Origin of the sequence: Agromyces kandeliae (assembly GCF_009674665.1) — a bacterium.
GTDB lineage: Bacteria > Actinomycetota > Actinomycetes > Actinomycetales > Microbacteriaceae > Agromyces > Agromyces kandeliae.
The window spans coordinates 53,332-73,782 of record NZ_WKJD01000019.1; the positions used below are offsets into that span (position 1 = coordinate 53,332).

A 20,451-nucleotide genomic window follows, 5' to 3' on the forward strand; every position below is an offset into this window, starting at 1 on the left:
GTCGCGTGCCGTCAAGACTTGCGGTCACGCGCCGTCAACCACCTGTCGGCGGCGGCGTCCTGCTGACTACGCTGGGCACATGGCTACGCGGAAGATCTTCGGAATCGTGCTCGCGGGCGGCGAAGGCAAGCGCCTCATGCCCCTGACCGAGGACCGCGCCAAGCCCGCGGTGCCGTTCGGGGGGCAGTACCGCCTGATCGACTTCGCCCTGTCGAACCTCATCAATTCGGGTCTCCAGCAGATCGTGGTGCTGACGCAGTACAAGTCGCACAGCCTCGACCGGCACGTGTCGCAGACGTGGCGCCTCGACGGCATGCTCGGCTCGTACGTGGCGTCCGTGCCGGCGCAGCAGCGCCTCGGCAAGCGCTGGTTCTCGGGGTCGGCCGACGCGATCCTGCAGAGCCTCAACCTGATCTACGACGAGCAGCCCGACATCATCGTCGTGGTCGGCGCCGACCACGTCTACCGCATGGACTTCAGCCAGATGATCCAGGCGCACATCGACTCCGGCGCCGAGGCGACGGTCGCCGCGATCCGGCAGCCGATCTCGCTCGCGAACCAGTTCGGCGTCATCGAGGTCGACGGGTCGTCGCCCGACCGCATCCACCGATTCCTCGAGAAGCCGAGCGACCCCGAGGGCCTGCCCGACTCCCCCGGCGAGGTGCTCGCCTCGATGGGCAACTACGTCTTCAACGCCGACGCGCTGATCGACGCCGTGCTGCGCGACGGCGAACGCACCGACTCCAGCCACGACATGGGCGGCGACATCATCCCCGCCTTCGTCTCGCAGGGCAAGGCGGGCGTCTACGACCTGAAGGGCAACGAGGTGCCCGGCTCGACCGACCGCGACCGGTACTACTGGCGCGACGTGGGGACGATCGACTCGTTCTTCGAGGCCCACCAGGACCTCATCTCGGTGCTGCCCGTCTTCAACCTCTACAACCAGGAGTGGCCGATCTTCAGCCAGCAGGTCAACTCGCCGCCCGCGAAGTTCACGCGCGACGCGCGCGGGTCGCTCGGCACCGTGATCGACTCGATCGTCTCGCTCGGCTCGGTCATCTCGGGCGCGCACGTCGAGCGCAGCGTCCTCGGTCCGTGGGCGATCGTCGGTTCGGGCGCGAACGTCTCCGACTCGATCCTGTTCGACCGCGCCCGCATCGAGGCGGGTGCGACGGTGCGACGCGCCATCCTCGACAAGGAGGTCGTCGTCGAGGCCGGGGCGCACATCGGCGTCGACCGCGCCGAGGACCGCGCACGCGGGTTCGTCGTCACCGACAGCGGCATCACCGTCGTGGGCAAGGGGTCCCACGTGCGGAAGCACGCGTGAGCCACGGCACCACCGGCCGCCAAGGCGGCCTCCTCGTCGTGCTCGACGCCGACTCGACCCTGATCCGCGAGGAGGCGATCGAGCTCCTCGCCGAAGCCGCGGGAAGCCTCCAGCACGTGGCCGAGGTGACGGAGCGCGCGATGCGCGGCGAACTCGACTTCGCGGCGAGCCTGCGCGAGCGGGTCGCGACCCTCGCCGGCCTGCCCGTCGCCGAGGTGCTCGCGGCGCGCGCGCGGCTCACCCCCACGCCCGGCGTGCGGGAACTCATCGACGGCGTGCACGCCGCCGGCGGTCGCGTCGGCGTGGTCTCCGGCGGATTCCATGAGCTGCTCGATCCGCTCGCGGAGCGCCTCGGGCTCGACTTCTGCCGCGCGAACCGGCTCGAGGTCGACGACGACCGGCTCACCGGCCGCGTGCTGGGCGACATCGTCGACGCGGAGGCGAAGCGGCGCGCGCTCGAGGAGTGGGCGGCGGCATCCGGCATCCCGCTCGCGCGCACCATCGCGGTGGGCGACGGCGCGAACGACCTGCGCATGCTCGACCGTGCGGCGCTCGGCGTCGCGTTCTGCGCGAAGCCGGTGGTGCGGGCGCAGGCGGATGTCGCGATCGACCGGGTCGACCTGAGCGGCGTGCTCGCGCTCGCCGGCCTGCGCGGCTGATCCCGTTCGGCGCTCGCGGCTGGGAGTCGCGTGCGAACCCGTCGCGGCCTGCGTCGGTCGGGCCTAGCCTGACCCCATGGACAGCCGCATCGTCGCACGTTCGTCCGTCGCGGGCGCGTTCGCCGCGCTCCTCATCGCCTCGGTCGCGTCGCCGGCCGCCGCGATCCCAGCGTCGTCGTCCGGCGGTGGTGCGGTCGAATCGGTCATCGACCTGCCCGACGGCTTCCAGCCGGAGGGGATCGCGATCGCGCCGGGCGGCACCGCCTACTTCGGCTCGCTCGCCGACGGCGACATCTACGCCGCCGACCTCCGGAGCGGAGAGGGAGAGGTGGTCAGCGAGGGTCCGGGCACGCCGTCCGTGGGCCTCGACCTCGATGCCATGGGCCGCCTCTTCGTCTCGGGCGGCGACGCCGGCGATGCGCGCGTCGTCGACACGGCGACAGGCGAGGTGCTCGCGTCCTACCAGCTCACCGAGGGGGCGGGATTCATCAACGACGTCATCGTGACCCGGGATGCCGCGTGGTTCACCAACAGCTTCGCCGCGGAGCTCTACCGGCTCCCGCTCGGCCCGGGCGGCGCCCTGCCCGACCCCTCCGAGGTGGAGACGGTCCCGCTCGGTGGCGACTGGGTGCAGCAGGGCTTCTTCAACGCCAACGGCATCGTGGCCGCGCCCGACGGGAAGGCGCTGCTCGTGATCCAGAGCTCGACCGCGACGCTGTACCGGGTCGACCCGGCGACCGGGGACGCGACCGCCGTCGACCTGGGCGGGGCGAACCTGCCCAACGGCGATGGGATGCTCGTGATCGGCCGGACGCTCTACGTGGTGCAGAACCAGCTGAACCAGGTGGCGAAGGTCCGGCTCGACCCGTCCGGTTCGGCCGGCGAGGTCGTCGACACGCTCACGAGCGCCGACTTCGACGTGCCCACGACGGTGGACTCGTTCGGGAACGGCCTCTACCTGCCCAACGCTCGGTTCGGCACGCCGCCGACGCCGACGACCACCTACGAGGCGGTTCGCGTCGATCGCTGACCGTCACGGTGCGGTCGGCGCCGGGACCGCGGCATCCGCCTCGCTCAGTGCCCCATGCCGAGGCCGCCGTCGACCGGGATGACGGCGCCGGAGATGTAGCCGGCGTCGTCGCCCGCGACCCACGCGACGACCTTCGCGACCTCGGACGGGGTCGCGAAGCGGCCGGCCGGGATGCTCTTCTTGTACTCGGCCTGCTGGGCCTCGGGGAGCGCGTCGGTCATGTCGGTCTCGATGAAGCCCGGGGCGACGACGTTCGCGGTGATGTTCCGCGCACCGAGCTCGCGCGTGATCGAACGCGCCATGCCCACGAGCGCGGCCTTCGACGACGAGTAGTTGACCTGGCCGGCGCCGCCGTAGAGCCCGACGACGCTCGAGATGAGCACGATGCGGCCGAAGCGCGCCTTCAGCATGCCCTTCGACGCGCGCTTGACGACGCGGAACGCCCCCGTGAGGTTGGTGTCGACGACGCTGGTGAACTCCTCCTCGCTCATGCGCATGAGGAGCGTGTCGCGGGTGATGCCCGCGTTGGCGACGACGACCTCGACCGGACCGAGCTCGGCCTCGATCTCGCCGAACGCCCGGTCGATCGACTCGGCGTCGGTCACGTCGGCGCGGACCGTGAGGGTGCCCTCGGGGCCCTCGCCGGAGCGTGCCGTGACGGCCACGCGGTGACCCTGCGCGACGAACTCCTCGGCGATCGCGTAGCCGATCCCCCGATTGCCTCCGGTCACCAGCACCGTGCGGCTCGTGGTCATGGCGGGACTCCGTCTCTCTCGGGGATCGTGCGGGCGATCGCGGGCGGTTCAGACCCGGTCGGCTCGATGGGTGCGCGGACGGGCCGCGCGACCCGTCCCAGCATAGAGCTTGCCGAGTAGGCGGCATCCGTCGACCGGAGCGGACGTAGGCTTGAGGTGAGGAGCGCCGCAGTCCACGGCGACCACCATGAAGCACCCACCACTGCAGTCGATCACGTCGCTGCCTCCGTCGCCCGACGAGGAACGCCGCGCTCGCATGATCAAGTACACGGTGATGATGTCCATCCGTGTCGTCTGCATCGTCGCGCTGCTGTTCGTCCAGGGATGGTGGCTGCTCGTCTTCGCGCTCGGCGCGGTGTTCCTGCCGTACTTCGCGGTCGTCGTCGCGAACGTGGCGACGACGCGACGCTCCGACGTCGAGAGCCCGGGTGGGATCGTCCCGTTGCGCCGCGCCGACGGCGGCACCGACTGGACGACGGCGGATGCCACGGGCGCCCCCGGTCCCTCCGCCGGCGGTTCCGCATCCGACCCCGGTGCTCCGCCGACCGGCGACGCGACCGATCGCCCCGACGACGACCGGGAGGGCGACCGGTGATCGGCCTCTCCTCGGCCGCCCCGCAGGGCGGCTGCTCCCGCGCGGGGTGCCGCGAGGCCGCCACGTGGCGCATCGACTGGCGCAACCCGAAGATCCACTCGGAGGACCGCGTGAAGACGTGGCTCGCGTGCGACGAGCACGTCGAGTACCTGCGCGACTTCCTGGCATCGCGGTCGTTCCCCGTGCGTGTCGAGGCGTTCGAGGCGACGGATGCCGCGCCCGCGGCCCCGCTCGGGCGCGACGCCGTCCCCGGCGGTGAGGGCGCATGAGCCGGTGGCGGTTCCTCGCATCGCCCCGATGGGCGGGGTACCTCGCGCTCGTCATCGTGTTCGCGATCGCCTGCTCGGCACTCGGCACCTGGCAGCTCAACCGTCGCGCCGAGGCGCTCGCCGAGGTCGCGCGCATCGACGCGAACTACGACGCCCCGGCGGTTCCGCTCGCCGAGGCGCTACCGGAGCTCGACGAGTTCGACATCGACCAGCGCTGGCAGGTCGTGGCCGCCACGGGCGAGTACCTCGCGTCCGAGGAGGTCGTGGTCCGCAACCGCCCGTTCGGCGGCAGCACGGGCTTCGAGGTGATCACGCCGTTCCTCCTGCCGGACGGCACGGTCTTCATGGTCGACCGCGGCTGGATCCCGCAGGACTCCGACGGCCGCCCATCGGAGGTCGCGCCGCCGCCCACCGGTGAGGTGGAGGTCACCGCGCGCCTCAAGGCCGGCGAGGGGCGGATCGCCGGCCGGACGTCGTCGGGCGCCGAGCTTGCGACGATCGACCTCGCCGAGCTCGCCGAGCGGGTCGACGCGCCCGCGTACACCGGCGCGTACGGCATCCTCGTCCAGTCCGGCGCCGCCGCGGGCGAGCCGCCGGTGGCGCTCCCCCGCCCGGTCCGCGACGAGGGGCCGCACCTCTCCTACGCGCTCCAGTGGTTCGTGTTCGCGCTGCTCGCGTTCATCGCGCTGGCCTGGTTCGCGAACCAGGAGCGCAAGGTGCTCGAGGCGGATGCCGCGGGCGGCGGTTCGTCGCCCTCGGACGACGATCGCGTGGCCCACGGTCGGCGTCCGTCCACCGCGGAGCGGACACGCCGGACCGGGCGCGCCGCCGAGCAGCAGGCGCGGCCGGCGAAGGCGGGTCGACGCCGGTCGGACGCCGACGTCGAGGACGAGATCCTCGACCGCCGCTAGGCCACCCCGACCGGCATCCGGAAGTCCTCGTGCACGGCGCGAGCCCGGGGACGGACGCGGGTCCCGTGTGCGAGCCTAGGCATGCTCGGCACACCGACGGAGGACGGGCTCGATGCGACGACTGCACTACGGCATGAACGTGTCCCTGGACGGCTACATCGCCACGCCCGGCGGCGACCTCGACTGGAGCGAGCCGAGCGACGCGCTGTTCCAGTGGTGGCTCGACGAGGAGAAGGCGATCAGCCTGTTCCTGTACGGGCGCAGGCTGTGGGAGACCATGAACGGCTACTGGCCGACCGGCGACCGCCAGCCGGGTGCCACTCCGGCGGAGATCGAGTTCGCGCGAAACTGGCGGGACACCCCGAAGGTCGTGTTCTCCTCGACGATCGCCGAGGTCGACGGCAACGCTCGCCTGGTGACCGGCGACGCGGTCGCGGAGATCACCCGGCTCAAGGGCGAGGACGGTGGGCCGATGAGGGTCGGCGGCGCAGCGCTCGCGGCGTCGGCGATGCGGTCCGGGCTGGTCGACGAGTACGCGATCGTCACCCATCCGGTCCTGCTGGGCGGTGGCACGCCGTTCTTCACCGCGCTGGACGGCCGGGTGGACCTGGACCTGGTCGAGACCCGGACGTTCCCCGGAGGCGTGGTCCTGACCAGGTACGAGACGAGGCGCTGAACGCGACCGCGCTGCGCGACGGGGACGAGGTCGACCGTTCGGGCACGCCCCCGGCTACGCCTGGGCGTCGGCCGACTCAGCGCCGCGCAGGATCGAGGCCATCTTCTTCCCGCGGGCGACCTCGTCCACCAGCTTGTCCATGTAGCGGATCTTCTGCATGAGCGGGTCCTCGATCTCCTCGACGCGGACGCCGCAGATCACGCCCGTGATGAGCGTCGCATTCGGGTTGAGCGCGGGGGCATCCGCGAAGAACGCCTCGAGGGTTCGCCCGTCCGCGATCGCCTCGCTGAGGCCCGCGTCGTCGTAGCCAGTGAGCCAGGTGATGACCTGGTCGAGCTCGGCCCTGGTCCGGCCCTTCCGCTCGACCTTCTGCACGTACAGCGGGTGGATGCTGCCGAAGCTCATCCCGAAGATCCGGTGTCCGGCCACGCGTCTCCTCCGATCGAAGTCCTTCTCCCCGAGCCTACGCGGCGAAGATCGCGTCGGCGGCGCGGCCGGTCGCGGACGTCGGTCGCCGGAGCGCCCGGTGCCGCGGTTCAGTCGTCGCCTCGGCGGTCGATGACCCGGTCGTCCGAGTGCGCGCCGAAGTGATCGGACTGCCGTCGCATGATCTCGCGCATCGGCGTCCCACGCGTGACGCCGTACACGGTCCCGGGGAAGTCGAGCTCGCGCTGGATCGCCCAGATCTCATCGTGCCGCTCGGGCGGGAGGATCGACGCCGGGGCCCCGACGGCGACCCACCCGATCGGGACCACGGCCCCCGGCTCGACGGTCGTCCTCACCTGGACGACGCCGTTGACGCGAACCTCGGCACCCGAGCCGATCCGGCTGCCCGGGAAGAGCGACGCGCCGGTCGCGATGAAGGCCTCATCTTCCACGGTGCTGCCGTTCACGTGGGTGTGGGGGCCGATCATGACCGCGGACCCGATGCGCACGGGATGATCGGCCCGCCCCCGGATCAGGGCGTGCTCCATGATGACGGTGTCCTCGCCGATCGCGACATCACCGTCCTCCGCGGTGATCACCGCGCCGTGCAGCACGCGCGCGCCGGCGCCGATCCGTACCGCGCCGACGACCACGGCCGACTCCGCGACGTACGCGGACGCATCGATCGCCGGTTCGCGATCACGGTGTCGTACGAGCATTCCGTGCCTCCGATCCTCGACCCCACCGTAGCCGCGATCGACCCCGACCCTGCCGGTTCGACCCGCGTGAGGCGACCCGACGCGGACGGAGCGGCACGGAGTCATCCGCGCACGAGGGATGATGGGACCATGCCCGCCGCCCACCGCCCCGGCCTTCGGGTCGACGCACGGCTGACGATCCCCGAGGCCGAGTTGACGTGGCGGTTCTCACGTTCGTCGGGTCCCGGCGGGCAGGGCGTGAACACCACCGACTCCCGTGCGGAACTCGTGTGGGACGTGGCCACCTCGAGCGTGCTCTCCCCGCTGCAGCGGGAGCGAATCCTCGAGCGGCTGAGCGGTCGTGTCGTGGACGGAGTGCTGACCATCACGGCATCCGAGCACCGAGCACAACTGCGCAACAGGAATGCCGCGCGCGCTCGGCTGGCCGCCGTGGTGGCCGAGGCCCTGCGACCGCCGTCGCCGTCGCGGCGACCGACCCGCCCGAGTCGCGGCGCCGAGGAACGGCGCCTGAAGGCGAAGAAGCGGCGCACCGACGTCAAGCGACTGCGTCGCCCGCCGGACGATTGACCGCCGAGGTGACCGTCGTGGGTTGCGGCTCGCCCGCAGCACTCGGAGACTGATCTCTCAGCACGACGCGGGCCGTGTCGGTTGCGGACCGGCGACGGTGGTCGGCTGCGCGAACGAGTCCGGAGAGGGGCTGCGAGCATGGACATGCTGAAGGGCGATCAGATCGCCGAGGCCGACCTGACCGAGTGGCGCAAGCTCGCCCAAGGCCTGCATGCCCGGTACCTGGTCGACGACTTCGGCACCGGCGTGCGGTTCGTCCAGGCGGTGGGCGCGGCGGGAGACGCGCTCGGCCATCACCCCACCGTGTCGTTGGGCAGTCGCCACGTCGATCTCAAGCTGGTCAGTGCGGACGCCGTCTACCGCGACGACGAGGGCACCGAACACGTCGTCGAATGGGTGACCCGAAAGGACGTCGACCTCGCGCGGCAGATCACCGAGATCGCCGCCGACCATGGGATCGCCGCGGATCCGAGCTCGGTCAGCGTCATCGAGCTCGGCCTCGACACGGCGCACTCCGCGACCATCGCCCCGGTGTGGGCCGTCCTGCTGACCGGAGACGCCGAGGCCCAGGGCCACGGGTCCCCCAGCGACGAGATCCGGGACGTGACGGGGCGGGTGCCGAACCTGTGGTTCGGGGACGTCGACGGGCACGCGACCCCGCGTCAGCGGTTCCACGTCGAGGTCTACGTCGCGCCCGAGGTCGCCGAGCAGCGGATCGCCGCCGCGGTCGCCGCGGGTGGGACCGTCGTCGACGACAGCGACGCGCCGTCGCTCACCGTGATCGCCGACCAGGACGGCAACACCGGAGTCGTCTGCGTCGACGCGTCCGCTGCGGGCGGGGACTGAAGCGCGTGCGAGAGGTCGACCCGACGAGGCGAGAGTCGGGACCGTCGTCACGAGAGATCTCCCGCAGGGTCGCGATGCTCGTCTCGGGCGCGAGCACCTTCGGTGCGCTGATCGTCTTCCTCTACTTCTCGCTGATCGACCCGATACCGGTCGACGACGAGGCGGTGCGGTCGATCGAGACCGAGGGCATCGTGACCTTCGCGGTCGTCGGAGCGGTGATCCTCGTCGGTGCGCTCGCGATGGTCATCTGGCTGGGGCGACCGATCCGGAAGTGGCTGGCCCTGATCGAGGACGGCACGCCCGCCTCGGAGATGCCGCCGAGGGTCGCTCGCCTGGTCGTGGTGTGGCCGCTCGTCGGAGCCTCGCTCGTCGCCGTCAGCAGTCTCCTCGTGGCCGTGTTCCTCGCGATCCTGTACGACGATCCGGGCAATTTCGTCGGCATCGCCATCGGCGGCGCCGTCGGGACGACCATCGTCTACTTCGGCACCGACCTGATCTGGCGGCAACAGGTTCCGACCTTCTTCCCCGATGGGCACCTGAGCAGCATCCCGGCCTTCCGGCTCCTGGTGCGGAGACGCCTGCTCCTGGCCTTCATCCTCATCGGCGGGCTCACGCCGACGCTGCTCGTGGTCCTGTCGCAGGTACGCACGCGAGCCGTGCTCGACGCCGAGAATCCCCAGGCGATCCTCGACAACCTCGTCGTCGTGCAGCTGTTCATCCTCGGGGTCGGGTTGGCCGCGGGCCTCATCACGGCGGTCCTCGTCGCGCGCGCCATCGTGGGGCCGCTGCAGGCCCTGGAGGTGGCGATGGGTCGCGTGGAGGGCGGCGAGCTCGACACGACGGTCGTGGTGGCCACCAACGACGAGCTCGGCTACCTCGGCGAGCGATTCAACGTCATGACGGACGGGTTGCGCCAGGGGGAACGACTCAGGGAGCTGTTCGGCCTCTACGTCAGCGCCGAGGTCGCCCAGGCCGCCGTGGAAACCGGGGCCGGGCTCGGTGGAACGCTCGTCGACTGCTCGGTGGTCTTCTCGGACATCCGTGACTTCACGACGCTCAGCGAGCGGATGCCGCCCGCGCGACTGGTCGAGGTGATCAACCGGTACATGACCGCCATGGTGTCGGTCGTCGTCGATCACGGGGGCGTGGTCACGCGCTTCGGAGGGGATTCGATCCTGGCGGTCTTCGGAACGCCGCTGAACCCCATGGGCGATCATGCCGACCGAGCAGTGAGAGCGGCGTTCGGGATGCGTCGGGCGCTGGCGGCCTTCAACCGGGAGGCGACCATCGACCGCCTCCCGAACCTCGAGGCCGGGATCGGCATCGCGAGCGGGCCGGTCATCGCCGGCAACATCGGCGGCAAGGAGCGGATCGAGTACACGGTGATGGGGGATGCCGTCAACCTCGCCGCGCGATTGGAGGACCGGACCAAGGATGCCGGCGCCCCCATCCTCATGAGCGCCGAGACCTACCGGGCGATCGACGGACACCAGGACCTGCCCGCCAGGGCGCTGACGGACCTGCAGATCAAGGGGAAGCGAGACCCGGTCACCGCCTACGCCATCTCCGATTGACCCGGCGCGGAGCGGGACCGACGCGCCTCCGGCGTCGTTCCCGCTACGCCAGCTCGATGAGCTCCTGGTACTCCCGGCTCCAATGATCCTCGACGCCGTCGGGCATGATCAGCACGCGCTCGGGATTGAGCGACTCGACCGCACCGGGGTCGTGCGAGACGAGGACGACGGCGCCCTCGTAGTGCGCGAGCGCGTCGAGGATCTCCTCGCGGCTGGCGGGGTCGAGGTTGTTCGTCGGCTCGTCGAGGAGCAGCACGTTCGCGCCCGAGACGACGATCGTGGCCAGCGCGAGGCGGGTCTTCTCGCCGCCGGAGAGCACGCCGGCGGGCTTGTGCACGTCGTCGCCGGTGAACAGGAACGAGCCGAGGACCTTGCGAGCCTCGGTCTCGGTGAGGTTCGGCGAGGCGCTCACCATGTTCTGCAGCACGGTCCGCGAGACGTCGAGCGTCTCGTGCTCCTGCGCGTAGTAGCCGATCCGGAGGCCGTGCCCGGCGTCGACGACCCCGGTGTCGGGGCGGTCGACACCCGCGAGGATGCGGAGCAGCGTCGTCTTGCCGGCACCGTTCAGGCCGATGATGACGACCTTCGAGCCGCGGTCGATCGCGAGGTCGACGGCCGTGAAGATCTCGAGCGAGCCGTAGCTCTTCGACAGGTCGGCGGCGGTCAGCGGCGTGCGCCCGCAGGGCGCGGGCGTCGGGAACCGCAGCTTCGCGACGCGGTCGACCGTGCGGACCTCCTCGAGCCCGGAGAGGAGCTTCTCGGCGCGAGCGACCATCTGGTGGGCCGCGGCCGCCTTGGACGCCTTCGCACCGAACCGCGCGGCCTGCTGCTGCAGGGCGGACGCCTTCTTCTCGGCGTTCGCACGCTCCTTCTTGCGGCGCTCCTCGTCGGCGGCGCGCTGGCGGAGGTAGTGCTTCCAGCCCATGTTGTACACGTCGATGATCGACCGGTTCGCGTCGAGGTAGAACACGCGGTTCACGACCTCGCCGACGAGCTCGACGTCGTGGCTGATGACGATCACGCCGCCCTTGTAGTTCTTCAGGAACTCGCGGAGCCAGACGACGGAGTCGGCGTCGAGGTGGTTCGTGGGCTCGTCGAGGATCATCGTGTCGGCGTCGGAGAACAGGATGCGCGCGAGTTCGATGCGCCGCCGCTGGCCGCCCGAGAGGGTCTTCAGCGGCTGGTCGAGGATCCGGTCGGGCAGGTTCAGGTTGGACGCGATCGAGGCGGCCTCGGCCTCGGCGGCGTAGCCGCCGAGCGCGGTGAACCGGTCGGTCAGCGTCCCGAAGCGCTTCATCGCCTTCTCGGCGACGACGGGGTCGGTCGAGCCCATCCGCTCCGACGCCTCGCGCATGCCGACGACGAGCGAGCCGAGCCCCCGGGCATCGAGGATCCGCGTGCGGGCCAGCATCTCGGGGTCGCCCGAGCGCGGGTCCTGCGGGAGGTAGCCGATCTCACCCGAGCGGTCGATGCGGCCGCCGGTGGGCAGCGTCTCCCCCGCCAGCGTCTTCGTGAGCGTCGTCTTGCCCGCGCCGTTGCGGCCGACGAGGCCGATCTTGTCGCCCGAGGAGACGCGGAAGCTGACGTCCTCCATGAGCAGGCGCGCACCGACGCGGATCTCGAGGTCGTGGACGGCGAGCACGGTGACCTCCGGGGCCGGGAGCGGGTTGGGTTGGCGTGCCGAGCGGCACAGCCCTCCAGTCTAGCCTCGGGCGAGGGATGCCGCGTGTCGGCGGTGCGCGGCAGACTGGCCGCATGCCGACCGCTTCCTCCCAGCTCGCGCGCGCCGTGCGCCTGCACTCGCACGGGTTCCGCACACCGGCCGACGACGCCGCGAGCGTCGTCGACCGGCTGGGGGCGATCCAGGCGCAGGACCTGGGCGCCGCGAAGTGGGTCATCGGGTCGCGGATGACGCGGCCGACGCCCGGCGCGATCAACGCGGCGATCGCCGAATGCCGGGTCGTGCGCTCCTGGCCGATGCGCGGAACGCTGCACATCCTGCCGGCGCGGATGCTCCGACCCACGCTGCGGCTCACGTCACCACGCGTGCTCGCGAACGCGCGGCGGCGGCACGAGGCGCTCGAGCTCGGCGAGGCAGAGTACCGAACGGCGCGCGACGCGGTCGAGCGTGCGCTCGCCGGGGGCGCCACGGCGACCCGCGACGAGCTCTCCGCGCTGTGGAGCGCGGCGGGCATCGTGGCGAACGGGCCGCGCACCTACCACCTGATCTGGTGGCTGGCGCTCGACGGCGTGCTGTGCGGCGGACCGGTCGACGGCCGCGTCCAGCACTTCGCGCTGCTCGACGACTGGGCACCGCCCGCTGCCGACGAGCCCGACTCCCCCGAGCAGACGCTCGCCGAGCTCTTCAGCTCCTACGTCCGCGGGCACGGCCCCGTGACGCTCGCCGATTTCGCCTGGTGGAGCGGGCTGACGATGCGCGACACGCGGACCGCGCTCGACGGAGCGGGCGAGCACGTCGAGCGGTTCGTCGATCGTCCCGCCGACGACGGGCCCGACCGGTACGTCGAGGCCGGTGCGACGGATGCCGCGGCATCCCGCCCGAGCGGCGCGCTCGCCCTCGCGGGCTTCGACGAGTACTACCTCGGCTACGCCGACCGCTCCGCCGTGTGCGATCCGCGGTTCGGCGACCTCGTGATCCCCGGCGGCAACGGGGTGTTCCAGCCGACCCTCGTGCTCGACGGGCGCGTCGTCGGCACGTGGAAGCGCTCGGGCACCGCCGCCAAGCCGCGCGTGGAGCTGCGCTGGTTCGAGTCGAGGTCCGCCGACGCCGCGGCGCGGTTCGAGCGGCCGATCCGCGCGTGGGCGAGGTTCCAGGGGCTCGACCTGCACGGGATCGACTCGACGACGCCCTGACCCGCCCCGACCGCGTGGGAATGCACGAGGGGCCGCACCGGCATGCGCCGACACGACCCCTCGCCGGGTCCGCTCGGCCGCGCTGCGCCGCCGAGCGGTTGCGATCACTCCTGGACGAGCGCCGCCTGCAGCTCGAGCGTGATGGTGACCTGCTCGCCGAGGAGCACGCCGCCGGTCTCGAGGGCCGCGTTGTAGCTGAGGCCGAAGTCCTCGCGGTTCACGACGGCCTTCGCCGTGGCGCCGCCCTTGTAGTTGCCGTAGGGGTCGCCGCCGAAGCCGCCGAAGTCGAAGTCGAACGTGACGGGCTTGGTGACGCCGCGCATGGTGAGCTCGCCGTCGACCTTGAACTCGCCGCCCTCGACGCGGACGCCGGTCGAGACGAAGTCGATGGTCGGGTACTGCTCGGCGGCGAAGAAGTCGCCGGTCCGGAGGTGCGCGTCGCGGTTGGGCTCGTTGGTGGTGATCGAGGCCACTTCGGCCGACGCGGTCACGCGCGACTCCAGCGGGTCCTCGGCGGTGATGAACGTGGCGTCGAAGCGCTCGAACTTGCCCTTGACCTTGCTGATCATGAGGTGGCGGATGCTGAACCCCACCTCGCTGTGCGTCGGGTCGATCGTCCAGGTGCCGGCGCGGTAGCCGGGGATCTCGAGGGTCGTCGCGGTCGTCGTCATTCGGGGTCTCTCCCAGTCGTTGCGTTCACGGGCCGGTTGGCCACGAAGGATGCAAACGCATGGACCGATGCGATCTATTCCCCGGATCCCGTAACGAGTTCGCGCCGGAGCTCCATGACGCGGATCGCGGCCTCCTCGAGGCGCTCCGGCGGGATCCGCCCATCGGCCACCGCACCGGCGATCGACGCGGCGAGCCCGTCGACGCTGATCCCGAACTCGGACGGGTCGGACGGGAGCACGTAGAGGAGCAGGTCGCTGCCGGCGGCGACGGCGCGGATGGCGTTCTCCCCCGGGTTCGCGTACTCCGGGAGCCCGTTGTGCTGGAGCATCAGCATGTCGTCGGTGACGAGCACGCCCTCGAACCCGAGTTCGTCCCGCAGGATCCGGTGCCACTCCGGGGAGAGCGACGCCGGCGCGGCGTCGACCGCCGGGTAGCTGAGGTGACCCGTCATCACGAGTTCGACGTCGGCATCGATCGCCGCCTCGAACGGCACGGCCGGGCCCGCCTGCCACTGGTCGAGCGTGAGCGGCGCCGACGGCACCGACACGTGCGAGTCGCCGGGCGCCGCACCGTGCCCCGGGAAGTGCTTGACCGTGCTCGCGACCGTGCCGCGCTCGCCCTCGACGGCCGCGGCGACGTGCTCGGCCGACGCCTGCGGGGAGGTCCCGAGGATGCGGTCGTAGATGAACGAGGCCGGGTCGTCCGTGACATCCGCCACGATGCCGAAGTTGACGTTCACGCCGGATGCCTCGAGCGCGGCCGCGCGCGCGGCGAACGCGTCGCGCGTCGCCGCCGCGGGCTGGTCGCGGAGCTCGTACGGACCGGGCGCGGGATCCCATGCGATGCGGCTCACGATGCCGCCCTCCTGGTCGATGCCGATCAGGGTCGCCGCATCCGGATCGGCCTGGAGGGCGGCCGTCAGTGCGGCGAGCTCGCCCTCGGAGCCCGGCATGTTGTCGCCCATCAGGATGACGCCGGCGATGCCCTGCTCGACGAGGGCGCTCATCGCGGCCGGATCCGTTCCGGGCGCGTGCAGCATGAGCAGTGATGCCGCGCGCTCCTGATCGGACATCGCGGCCACGCGCTCGGTCGCCCACTCGGACGGAGTGGGCGGCGTCGGGGTCGGCGTGGGTGACGGGGACGGCGCCGCAGCGCTCGTCGTGGGCGCCGTCGGCGCGCCGGGGGTCGCGCAGCCCGCGAGGACCGCCGCGCCGAGGACGATCGCGGCGACCGACAGCGAACCCGCATTCCGACGCACCCGGGGAGTCTACGCGGCACGGCTGAACGCATCCCACCGCCGTGCGGTGGAGACTGGTGGGGTGAGCGACGCGCATGGCCCGGAGGCCGAGCAGGCCGTGCTCCGTCGCCACGCGGCCGACGCGACGCTGATGGCGGGAGGTGCGGCGGCCATCCTGCTGCAGCTCGCCGACCCACGCGTGGCCGCCGGCGTCGCACGGCACAGCCGCTTCCGCGACCGGCCGCTCGACCGACTCGTCGGCACGCACGCCTACCTCACCGCGCTCGTGTTCGGCGACGAGCGCGACATCCGCCACGTCGCCCGGATCGTGGACGCGCGCCACTCGCGGGTCCGCGGTGACGGCGCCCACCCCGATGGTCCCGCCTACGACGCGCGCGATCCCGACGCGCAGCGCTGGGTGGCTGCGACGCTCCTGGCCGTGGCACTCGACCTCGAGGAGCGGCTGACCGGATCGCGCCTCGACGAGGCGACCGCCGACGCCCTCGTCCGCGGGTACGCACCGATCGCGGCGCGCCTCCAGGGCGGACCGGCGGGCTGGCCCGGGACGCGGGCCGAGTTCGAGGCGTGGTGGGACATCCGGCTCGCCGGCCTCAGGGTCGACGACGACGCGCGCGCGGTGGCGCGCGACCTCCTCGCGGGCACCGGGCTTCCGACGGCCCTCCTCCCGCTCATGGCCCCCGTACGGCTGATCACCGCGGCGCTGCTCCCGCCCACCCTGCGCACCGCCTACGGCATGCGCTGGACCCCGCGCGTGCAGCGGGCGGCGAACGGATGGCTCACCGCGCTCGCCGTGCTCCGCCGCCTCGTTCCGGCCGGTGTCCGCGCGATCCCGACGAGGGCATCGCTCCGTCGGCTGCGACGTCGCAGCCGGTACGCTGAGGGTGACCTGCGAGGACGAGGATGACCCAGCACGCACCGCACCACGACGAGCCGCTCGACGCGATCGACCGGCGGATCGTCGCGGAGCTCAGCCGCGACGGCCGGCTCTCGGTGCGCACCCTCGCCGAGCGCGTGCACATCTCGCGGACGGCAGCCCACAACCGGGTCCTCGCGTTGCAGCAGCGCGGGGTGATCACCGGGTTCGGCGCGCAGATCGACCGCAAGTCGATCGGCCTGAACATCTCCGCGCTCGTCGTCGTCCGGATCGGCGACGTGTCGTGGGAGTCGATCGCCGCCAAGCTCGCCACGCTTCCGTTCGTCGAGAAGGTGCAGGCGGTGTCGGGCGACATCGACATCATCCTCACGGTGAGCGCGCCCGACCACGAGCAGCTCAGCCAGGCGATCCTGCGCGACATCCACGACATGCCCGGCGTCGTCTCCACGCGGTCGCACCTGATCCTGGAGGAGATCGACGGCCGACCGCCCGCTCAGTCGCTGGACATCTGGCGCCCCTGAGGCGCCTCGCGCGGGACGATCGGTTCGAGTTCGGCCGTTCGCGTGCCGATCGTTCACCGTTGTCTCGTACCCCGAGCGGGGGCCGTGCAGACTGGCGCACCATGGCCACATGAGCCTCAACGTCGAGCATCACGAGCCACGCGTCCTCCCCTCCGAGAAGCCGATCCGACTCCTCGACAACGCGGGGCATGCACTGCGCGGTCGTGAGACCGGCGGGTTCGAACTGCCGCCAGTCGAGCGCCTGCTCGACCTCTACCGGCGCATGGTCGTCGCGCGCCGCTTCGACGTGCAGGTGACCGCGCTCACCAAGCAGGGCCGGCTCGCGACGTACCCCTCCGCGTACGGCCAGGAGGCCTGCGAGATCGGCGTCGTCTCGGCGATCACCGCCGACGACTGGCTCTTCCCGACGTACCGCGACAGCATCGCGCTGCTCACCCGGGGCCTCGAGCCCGGTGAGATCCTCCAGTCCTTCCGCGGCGACTGGCACAACGGCTGGGACCAGCACGAGCACCGCACCGCCGCCATGGCCACGCCGCTCGCCACGCAGGCCCTGCACGCCGTCGGGCTCGCGCACGCCGCGAGGCTCCGCAGCGACCCGATCGTGACGCTCGCCTACCTCGGCGACGGCGCCACCAGCGAGGGCGACGCGCACGAGGCGTTCAACTTCGCCGCCGTGTGGCAGACGCCGACCGTCTTCCTCGTGCAGAACAACCAGTTCGCGATCAGCACGCCGATCGCCCGCCAGACGCATGCGACGACCCTCGCCGACAAGGCGGTGGGCTACGGGATGCCGGGCTACCACGTCGACGGCAACGACGTCGCGGCCATGTTCGCCGTGGCGACCGCCGCGGTCGACCGGGCGCGTTCCGGCGGCGGGCCCACGCTGATCGAGGGCCTCACGTACCGCATCGAATCGCACACGAACTCCGACGACCCCACGCGCTACCGCGCCGCCCGCGACGTGGAGCACTGGAAGCGGCGCGACCCGATCGAGCGACTCGAGAAGTACCTCGTGTCCGAGGGCGCACTCACCGACGACGTCCGCACCGCGATCGCCGAGGCCGGCGAGGCGCTCGCCGCGCGCACGCGCGACGCGATGAGCGTGTCGCCCGAGCTCGACCCGCTCGAGCTGTTCGACCACGTCTACGCGACCCCGCGCACGGCGCTCGCCGAGCAACGCGCCGCGCTCGAGGCGGAGCTCGCCGCCCACTCGGAGCACGCACGCGAGGAGGTGGCCGCCCGATGAGCACACCCGTCACCGAACCCGCGACGGATGCCGCGGCATCCGCCCCCCAGCCCCTGACCATGGCGGGCGCGCTGAACGCCGCCCTGCGCGACGCGATGGCCGAGGACGACCGCGTGGTCGTCTACGGCGAGGACGTCGGACCGCTCGGCGGCGTCTTCCGGGTCACCGACGGACTCCAGGCCGCGTTCGGCGAGGACCGCGTGTGGGACTCCCCGCTCGCCGAGTCGGGCATCGTCGGCACGGCCGTCGGCATGGCGATGTACGGACTCCGCCCGGTCGTCGAGATGCAGTTCGACGCGTTCAGCTACCCGGCCTTCGAGCAGATCGTCTCGCACGTCGCGAAGATGCGGAACCGCACCAAGGGCCGCGTGAGCCTGCCGATGGTCATACGCATCCCGTGCGCCGGCGCGATCGGCGGCGTCGAGCACCACTCCGACTCCTCCGAGGCGTACTGGGCGGCGACGCCGGGCCTCACGGTGGTCATGCCGTCGAATCCGGCCGACGCGTACTCGATGCTGCGCGAGGCCATCGACAGCGACGACCCCGTCGTCTTCATGGAGCCGAAGAGCCGCTACTGGTCGAAGGCCGAGCTGGCGCTCCCCGTGCGCACCGCGCCCATGAACCGGGCCGAGGTCGTCCGCGAGGGCACCGACGTCACCCTGATCGGGTACGGGCCGACGGTGCGCACGGCGCTGGATGCCGCGGCCGCCGCCGAGTCGGAGGGGCTCTCGATCGAGGTGGTCGACCTCCGCAGCCTCTCGCCGTTCGACGACGAGACGGTCGGCGCGTCGCTCCGCAAGACGTCGCGCGCGGCCGTCATCCACGAGGCCGCCCAGTTCGGCGGATACGGCGCCGAGGTCGCCGCACGGCTGACCGAGCGGAACTTCTTCCACCTCGCCGCCCCGATCCTCCGGATCACCGGCTACGACATCCCCTACCCGTCGCCGAAGCTCGAGGAACACTACCTGCCGACGCCCGACCGCGTGCTCGAAGCGCTGGCCTCGTGGGAATGGGACCTCGCATGAGCGCCCGCGAGTTCATCCTGCCCGACCTCGGCGAGGGCCTGACCGAGGCCGAGGTCGTCGCGTGGCTCGTCGCCCCGGGCGACGAGGTGACCGTCGACCAGCCCGTCGTCGAGCTCGAGTCGGCCAAGTCGGTCGTGCAGCTGCCGACGCCGTTCGCGGGCGTCGTCGAGTCGCTCGGCGGCGAGGTCGGCCAGGTGCTGCACGCCGGCGAGGTGCTCATGCGGCTCGCGCCGGTGGGGGCCGACGTCCGGGCCGAGGCGACGACGGATGCCGCGGGGCCCGCGGCAGCTGCGGAGAGCACGCCCGCGACGGCCGAGTCCGCGACGACGGGCGCCGGCCCGGTCGCGGCGGAGCCCGGGATCGCGGTGCCCACCGAGGCCGCGTCCGAGGAGTCCGGGGCCGTCCTCATCGGCTACGGCACGCGGGCCAGCGCGGCCACCGCACGATCGGCGTCCGCGCCGTCGCGGTTCGGTCGTCGTCGCGACGCCGACCATGCATCTGAGGTGCCGCTGCCCGCTGGCGCACCCGCCGAGCACGCCCCGGACGGTGCCGGCGCGACCTCCGCGACGGCGCCGGCCGGCACGCAGGACGACGTCGACGAGGCCGCGCTCGCCGAAGCGCACGCCGCACACACGCTCGAGCACGGCCGCCACTCCCCCGTCATCTCCCCGATCGTCCGCCGGCTCGCCCGCGAGCACGGCTTCGACGCGAGCGAGCTGCTCGGCAGCGGCCCGGACGGCCTCGTGGTCCGCGCCGACGTCGAGGCGTTCATCGCCGAGCTCGACGAGGCGCGCGCCGGCCGCGGAACACCGACCGCGATGCCGTCCATGCCCGACACCGTCGCGGCGCCCTCCGCGCCCCGCGCTGGCGAGCAGCGCGTGCCGCTCGACCGCATGCAGCGAGCCGCCGCCGCGCACTTCACGCGCTCTCGGCGCGAGATCCCCGAGGCGACGGTCTGGATGGACGTCGACGCGACCGAACTCCTCGCCGCACGACGCCAGCTCAACGCGGCGACGGGCGAGCGGTTCGGGATCACCGCGCTCGTCGCCCGGTTCGCGATCGCCGGGCTCCGGCGGCATCCGTCGCTGAACGCCAGCTTCGACGCCGACCGGAACGAGCTCGTCCTGCACTCCGGGATCAACCTCGGGCTCGCCGCACAGACCCCGCGGGGCCTGCTCGTGCCCGTCGTGCACGGCGTCGAGCGGATGTCGCTCCGCGACCTGCGCGACGCGATCCAGGCTCGGACCGACCAGGCCTCGACGGGTGCCTTCCCGCCCGATGCGCTGACCGGCGGCACCTTCACGCTGAACAACTACGGCACGCTCGGCGTGGACGGCTCCGCGGCGATCATCAACCACCCCGAGGCCGCGATGCTCGGCATCGGTCGGCTCGTGGAGCGGCCGTGGGTGGTCGACGGCGCGATCGCCGTGCGCACGGTCACGGAGCTCACGATCTCGTTCGACCATCGCGTGTGCGACGGGGCCGAGGCGGCCGCGTTCCTCACGTTCATCGCCGGCTGCATCGAGCGCCCGATCTCGCTGCTCGCCGACCTCTGATCGACGAAGGGCCTGACGAGGGACGCACCCGAGGCGTGGCGAAGGCGCATCCTGGCGGATGCGCCTTCGCC

Annotated in this window: 22 protein-coding genes; 16 read left to right on the forward strand and 6 right to left on the reverse strand. The window is 72.1% G+C overall.

Features of this window, described 5'->3' with window-relative positions; all coding sequences use genetic code 11:
• Positions 1-79 precede the first annotated feature (79 nt).
• The 3 genes from glgC to GJR97_RS14200 all read left to right on the forward strand — a co-directional run bounded on the left by glgC (position 80) and on the right by GJR97_RS14200 (position 3,016).
• Positions 80-1,327 carry a glucose-1-phosphate adenylyltransferase gene (gene glgC / locus GJR97_RS14190; protein ID WP_154347465.1) on the forward strand — a complete coding sequence of 416 codons (1,248 nt, stop codon included), beginning with the start codon at positions 80-82 and terminating at the stop codon, positions 1,325-1,327.
• The gene (gene serB / locus GJR97_RS14195) at positions 1,324-1,986 is read left to right on the forward strand and encodes a phosphoserine phosphatase SerB (protein WP_324613517.1); all 663 of its coding nucleotides are present in this window, start codon (positions 1,324-1,326) and stop codon (positions 1,984-1,986) included. Before glgC ends, serB begins: the two co-directional genes overlap by 4 nt.
• 76 nt (positions 1,987-2,062) lie before the next feature.
• Complete coding sequence (locus tag GJR97_RS14200; protein ID WP_154347466.1) at positions 2,063-3,016, forward strand: SMP-30/gluconolactonase/LRE family protein; 954 nt, start codon at positions 2,063-2,065, stop codon at positions 3,014-3,016.
• Between the two features lie 44 nt (positions 3,017-3,060).
• Here the strand turns inward: GJR97_RS14200 and GJR97_RS14205 are convergent, their stop codons facing one another.
• Positions 3,061-3,771 carry a beta-ketoacyl-ACP reductase gene (locus GJR97_RS14205; RefSeq protein WP_154347467.1) on the reverse strand — a complete coding sequence of 237 codons (711 nt, stop codon included), beginning with the start codon at positions 3,769-3,771 and terminating at the stop codon, positions 3,061-3,063.
• Between the two features lie 187 nt (positions 3,772-3,958).
• Here GJR97_RS14205 and GJR97_RS14210 point away from each other — a divergent pair, with 187 nt between their 5' ends.
• The 4 genes from GJR97_RS14210 (at position 3,959) to GJR97_RS14225 (ending at position 6,222) form a co-directional block, all read left to right on the forward strand.
• Positions 3,959-4,366 carry a DUF3099 domain-containing protein gene (locus tag GJR97_RS14210; protein ID WP_154347468.1) on the forward strand — a complete coding sequence of 136 codons (408 nt, stop codon included), beginning with the start codon at positions 3,959-3,961 and terminating at the stop codon, positions 4,364-4,366.
• The gene (locus GJR97_RS14215) at positions 4,363-4,635 is read left to right on the forward strand and encodes a hypothetical protein (protein ID WP_407643603.1); all 273 of its coding nucleotides are present in this window, start codon (positions 4,363-4,365) and stop codon (positions 4,633-4,635) included. Before GJR97_RS14210 ends, GJR97_RS14215 begins: the two co-directional genes overlap by 4 nt.
• Entirely contained in the window at positions 4,632-5,546 is a 915-nt protein-coding gene (locus tag GJR97_RS14220; protein WP_154347469.1) for an SURF1 family cytochrome oxidase biogenesis protein, read from the forward strand. Before GJR97_RS14215 ends, GJR97_RS14220 begins: the two co-directional genes overlap by 4 nt.
• Before the next feature lie 112 nt (positions 5,547-5,658).
• Positions 5,659-6,222, forward strand: coding sequence for a dihydrofolate reductase family protein (locus GJR97_RS14225; protein WP_154347470.1), 564 nt, complete (start codon positions 5,659-5,661; stop codon positions 6,220-6,222).
• Positions 6,223-6,276: 54 nt separating this feature from the next.
• Here the strand turns inward: GJR97_RS14225 and GJR97_RS14230 are convergent, their stop codons facing one another.
• The gene (locus tag GJR97_RS14230; protein WP_324613518.1) at positions 6,277-6,651 is read right to left on the reverse strand and encodes a DUF2200 domain-containing protein; all 375 of its coding nucleotides are present in this window, start codon (positions 6,649-6,651) and stop codon (positions 6,277-6,279) included.
• Between the two features lie 107 nt (positions 6,652-6,758).
• Complete coding sequence (locus tag GJR97_RS14235; RefSeq protein WP_154347471.1) at positions 6,759-7,367, reverse strand: gamma carbonic anhydrase family protein; 609 nt, start codon at positions 7,365-7,367, stop codon at positions 6,759-6,761.
• Between the two features lie 129 nt (positions 7,368-7,496).
• Here GJR97_RS14235 and arfB point away from each other — a divergent pair, with 129 nt between their 5' ends.
• The 3 genes from arfB to GJR97_RS14250 all read left to right on the forward strand — a co-directional run bounded on the left by arfB (position 7,497) and on the right by GJR97_RS14250 (position 10,354).
• Entirely contained in the window at positions 7,497-7,934 is a 438-nt protein-coding gene (arfB, locus tag GJR97_RS14240; protein WP_154347472.1) for an alternative ribosome rescue aminoacyl-tRNA hydrolase ArfB, read from the forward strand.
• A 138-nt stretch (positions 7,935-8,072) separates the two neighbouring features.
• Positions 8,073-8,780: a 4a-hydroxytetrahydrobiopterin dehydratase gene (locus GJR97_RS14245; protein ID WP_154347473.1), complete on the forward strand. Its 708-nt coding sequence runs from the start codon at positions 8,073-8,075 to the stop codon at positions 8,778-8,780.
• A gap of 74 nt (positions 8,781-8,854) precedes the next feature.
• Positions 8,855-10,354, forward strand: a complete 1,500-nt coding sequence (locus GJR97_RS14250) for an adenylate/guanylate cyclase domain-containing protein (protein ID WP_154347474.1) — start codon at positions 8,855-8,857, stop codon at positions 10,352-10,354.
• A gap of 43 nt (positions 10,355-10,397) precedes the next feature.
• Here the strand turns inward: GJR97_RS14250 and GJR97_RS14255 are convergent, their stop codons facing one another.
• Positions 10,398-11,996 (reverse strand): ABC-F family ATP-binding cassette domain-containing protein, encoded by a 1,599-nt coding sequence (locus GJR97_RS14255; protein WP_324613519.1) that lies wholly within the window; start codon positions 11,994-11,996, stop codon positions 10,398-10,400.
• Positions 11,997-12,109: 113 nt separating this feature from the next.
• Here GJR97_RS14255 and GJR97_RS14260 point away from each other — a divergent pair, with 113 nt between their 5' ends.
• The gene (locus tag GJR97_RS14260; protein WP_195760725.1) at positions 12,110-13,228 is read left to right on the forward strand and encodes a winged helix DNA-binding domain-containing protein; all 1,119 of its coding nucleotides are present in this window, start codon (positions 12,110-12,112) and stop codon (positions 13,226-13,228) included.
• Between the two features lie 104 nt (positions 13,229-13,332).
• Here the strand turns inward: GJR97_RS14260 and GJR97_RS14265 are convergent, their stop codons facing one another.
• Positions 13,333-13,899, reverse strand: coding sequence for a YceI family protein (locus tag GJR97_RS14265; protein WP_154347476.1), 567 nt, complete (start codon positions 13,897-13,899; stop codon positions 13,333-13,335).
• A 74-nt stretch (positions 13,900-13,973) separates the two neighbouring features.
• Positions 13,974-15,158 (reverse strand): glycoside hydrolase family 3 N-terminal domain-containing protein, encoded by a 1,185-nt coding sequence (locus tag GJR97_RS14270; RefSeq protein ID WP_324613520.1) that lies wholly within the window; start codon positions 15,156-15,158, stop codon positions 13,974-13,976.
• A gap of 61 nt (positions 15,159-15,219) precedes the next feature.
• On the opposite strand from GJR97_RS14270, the gene GJR97_RS14275 reads away from it, so the two are divergent.
• The 5 genes from GJR97_RS14275 (at position 15,220) to GJR97_RS14295 (ending at position 20,380) form a co-directional block, all read left to right on the forward strand.
• Positions 15,220-16,062 carry an oxygenase MpaB family protein gene (locus GJR97_RS14275; protein WP_154347477.1) on the forward strand — a complete coding sequence of 281 codons (843 nt, stop codon included), beginning with the start codon at positions 15,220-15,222 and terminating at the stop codon, positions 16,060-16,062.
• Entirely contained in the window at positions 16,059-16,553 is a 495-nt protein-coding gene (locus GJR97_RS14280; protein WP_154347478.1) for an Lrp/AsnC family transcriptional regulator, read from the forward strand. The genes GJR97_RS14275 and GJR97_RS14280 overlap by 4 nt, the downstream gene beginning before the upstream one ends.
• Positions 16,554-16,662: 109 nt before the next feature.
• Positions 16,663-17,799 carry a pyruvate dehydrogenase (acetyl-transferring) E1 component subunit alpha gene (gene pdhA, locus GJR97_RS14285; protein WP_154347479.1) on the forward strand — a complete coding sequence of 379 codons (1,137 nt, stop codon included), beginning with the start codon at positions 16,663-16,665 and terminating at the stop codon, positions 17,797-17,799.
• On the forward strand, positions 17,796-18,824 hold the full coding sequence (locus GJR97_RS14290; RefSeq protein ID WP_154347480.1) for an alpha-ketoacid dehydrogenase subunit beta: 1,029 nt from the start codon (positions 17,796-17,798) through the stop codon (positions 18,822-18,824). The genes pdhA and GJR97_RS14290 overlap by 4 nt, the downstream gene beginning before the upstream one ends.
• Positions 18,821-20,380 carry a dihydrolipoamide acetyltransferase family protein gene (locus GJR97_RS14295; protein ID WP_229276308.1) on the forward strand — a complete coding sequence of 520 codons (1,560 nt, stop codon included), beginning with the start codon at positions 18,821-18,823 and terminating at the stop codon, positions 20,378-20,380. Before GJR97_RS14290 ends, GJR97_RS14295 begins: the two co-directional genes overlap by 4 nt.
• Positions 20,381-20,451 lie beyond the last annotated feature (71 nt).

Coding starts and splice junctions, on each gene's coding strand:
- pdhA (WP_154347479.1), top strand. CDS start 16,663: ATGAGCCTCAACGTCGAGCATCACGAGCCACGCGTCCTCCCCTCCGAG.
- GJR97_RS14235 (WP_154347471.1), bottom strand. CDS start 7,367: ATGCTCGTACGACACCGTGATCGCGAACCGGCGATCGATGCGTCCGCG.
- GJR97_RS14220 (WP_154347469.1), top strand. CDS start 4,632: ATGAGCCGGTGGCGGTTCCTCGCATCGCCCCGATGGGCGGGGTACCTC.
- GJR97_RS14205 (WP_154347467.1), bottom strand. CDS start 3,771: ATGACCACGAGCCGCACGGTGCTGGTGACCGGAGGCAATCGGGGGATC.
- GJR97_RS14210 (WP_154347468.1), top strand. CDS start 3,959: ATGAAGCACCCACCACTGCAGTCGATCACGTCGCTGCCTCCGTCGCCC.
- GJR97_RS14260 (WP_195760725.1), top strand. CDS start 12,110: ATGCCGACCGCTTCCTCCCAGCTCGCGCGCGCCGTGCGCCTGCACTCG.
- GJR97_RS14290 (WP_154347480.1), top strand. CDS start 17,796: ATGAGCACACCCGTCACCGAACCCGCGACGGATGCCGCGGCATCCGCC.
- GJR97_RS14245 (WP_154347473.1), top strand. CDS start 8,073: ATGGACATGCTGAAGGGCGATCAGATCGCCGAGGCCGACCTGACCGAG.
- GJR97_RS14225 (WP_154347470.1), top strand. CDS start 5,659: ATGCGACGACTGCACTACGGCATGAACGTGTCCCTGGACGGCTACATC.
- GJR97_RS14280 (WP_154347478.1), top strand. CDS start 16,059: ATGACCCAGCACGCACCGCACCACGACGAGCCGCTCGACGCGATCGAC.
- GJR97_RS14250 (WP_154347474.1), top strand. CDS start 8,855: ATGCTCGTCTCGGGCGCGAGCACCTTCGGTGCGCTGATCGTCTTCCTC.
- GJR97_RS14200 (WP_154347466.1), top strand. CDS start 2,063: ATGGACAGCCGCATCGTCGCACGTTCGTCCGTCGCGGGCGCGTTCGCC.
- glgC (WP_154347465.1), top strand. CDS start 80: ATGGCTACGCGGAAGATCTTCGGAATCGTGCTCGCGGGCGGCGAAGGC.
- GJR97_RS14265 (WP_154347476.1), bottom strand. CDS start 13,899: ATGACGACGACCGCGACGACCCTCGAGATCCCCGGCTACCGCGCCGGC.
- arfB (WP_154347472.1), top strand. CDS start 7,497: ATGCCCGCCGCCCACCGCCCCGGCCTTCGGGTCGACGCACGGCTGACG.
- GJR97_RS14295 (WP_229276308.1), top strand. CDS start 18,821: ATGAGCGCCCGCGAGTTCATCCTGCCCGACCTCGGCGAGGGCCTGACC.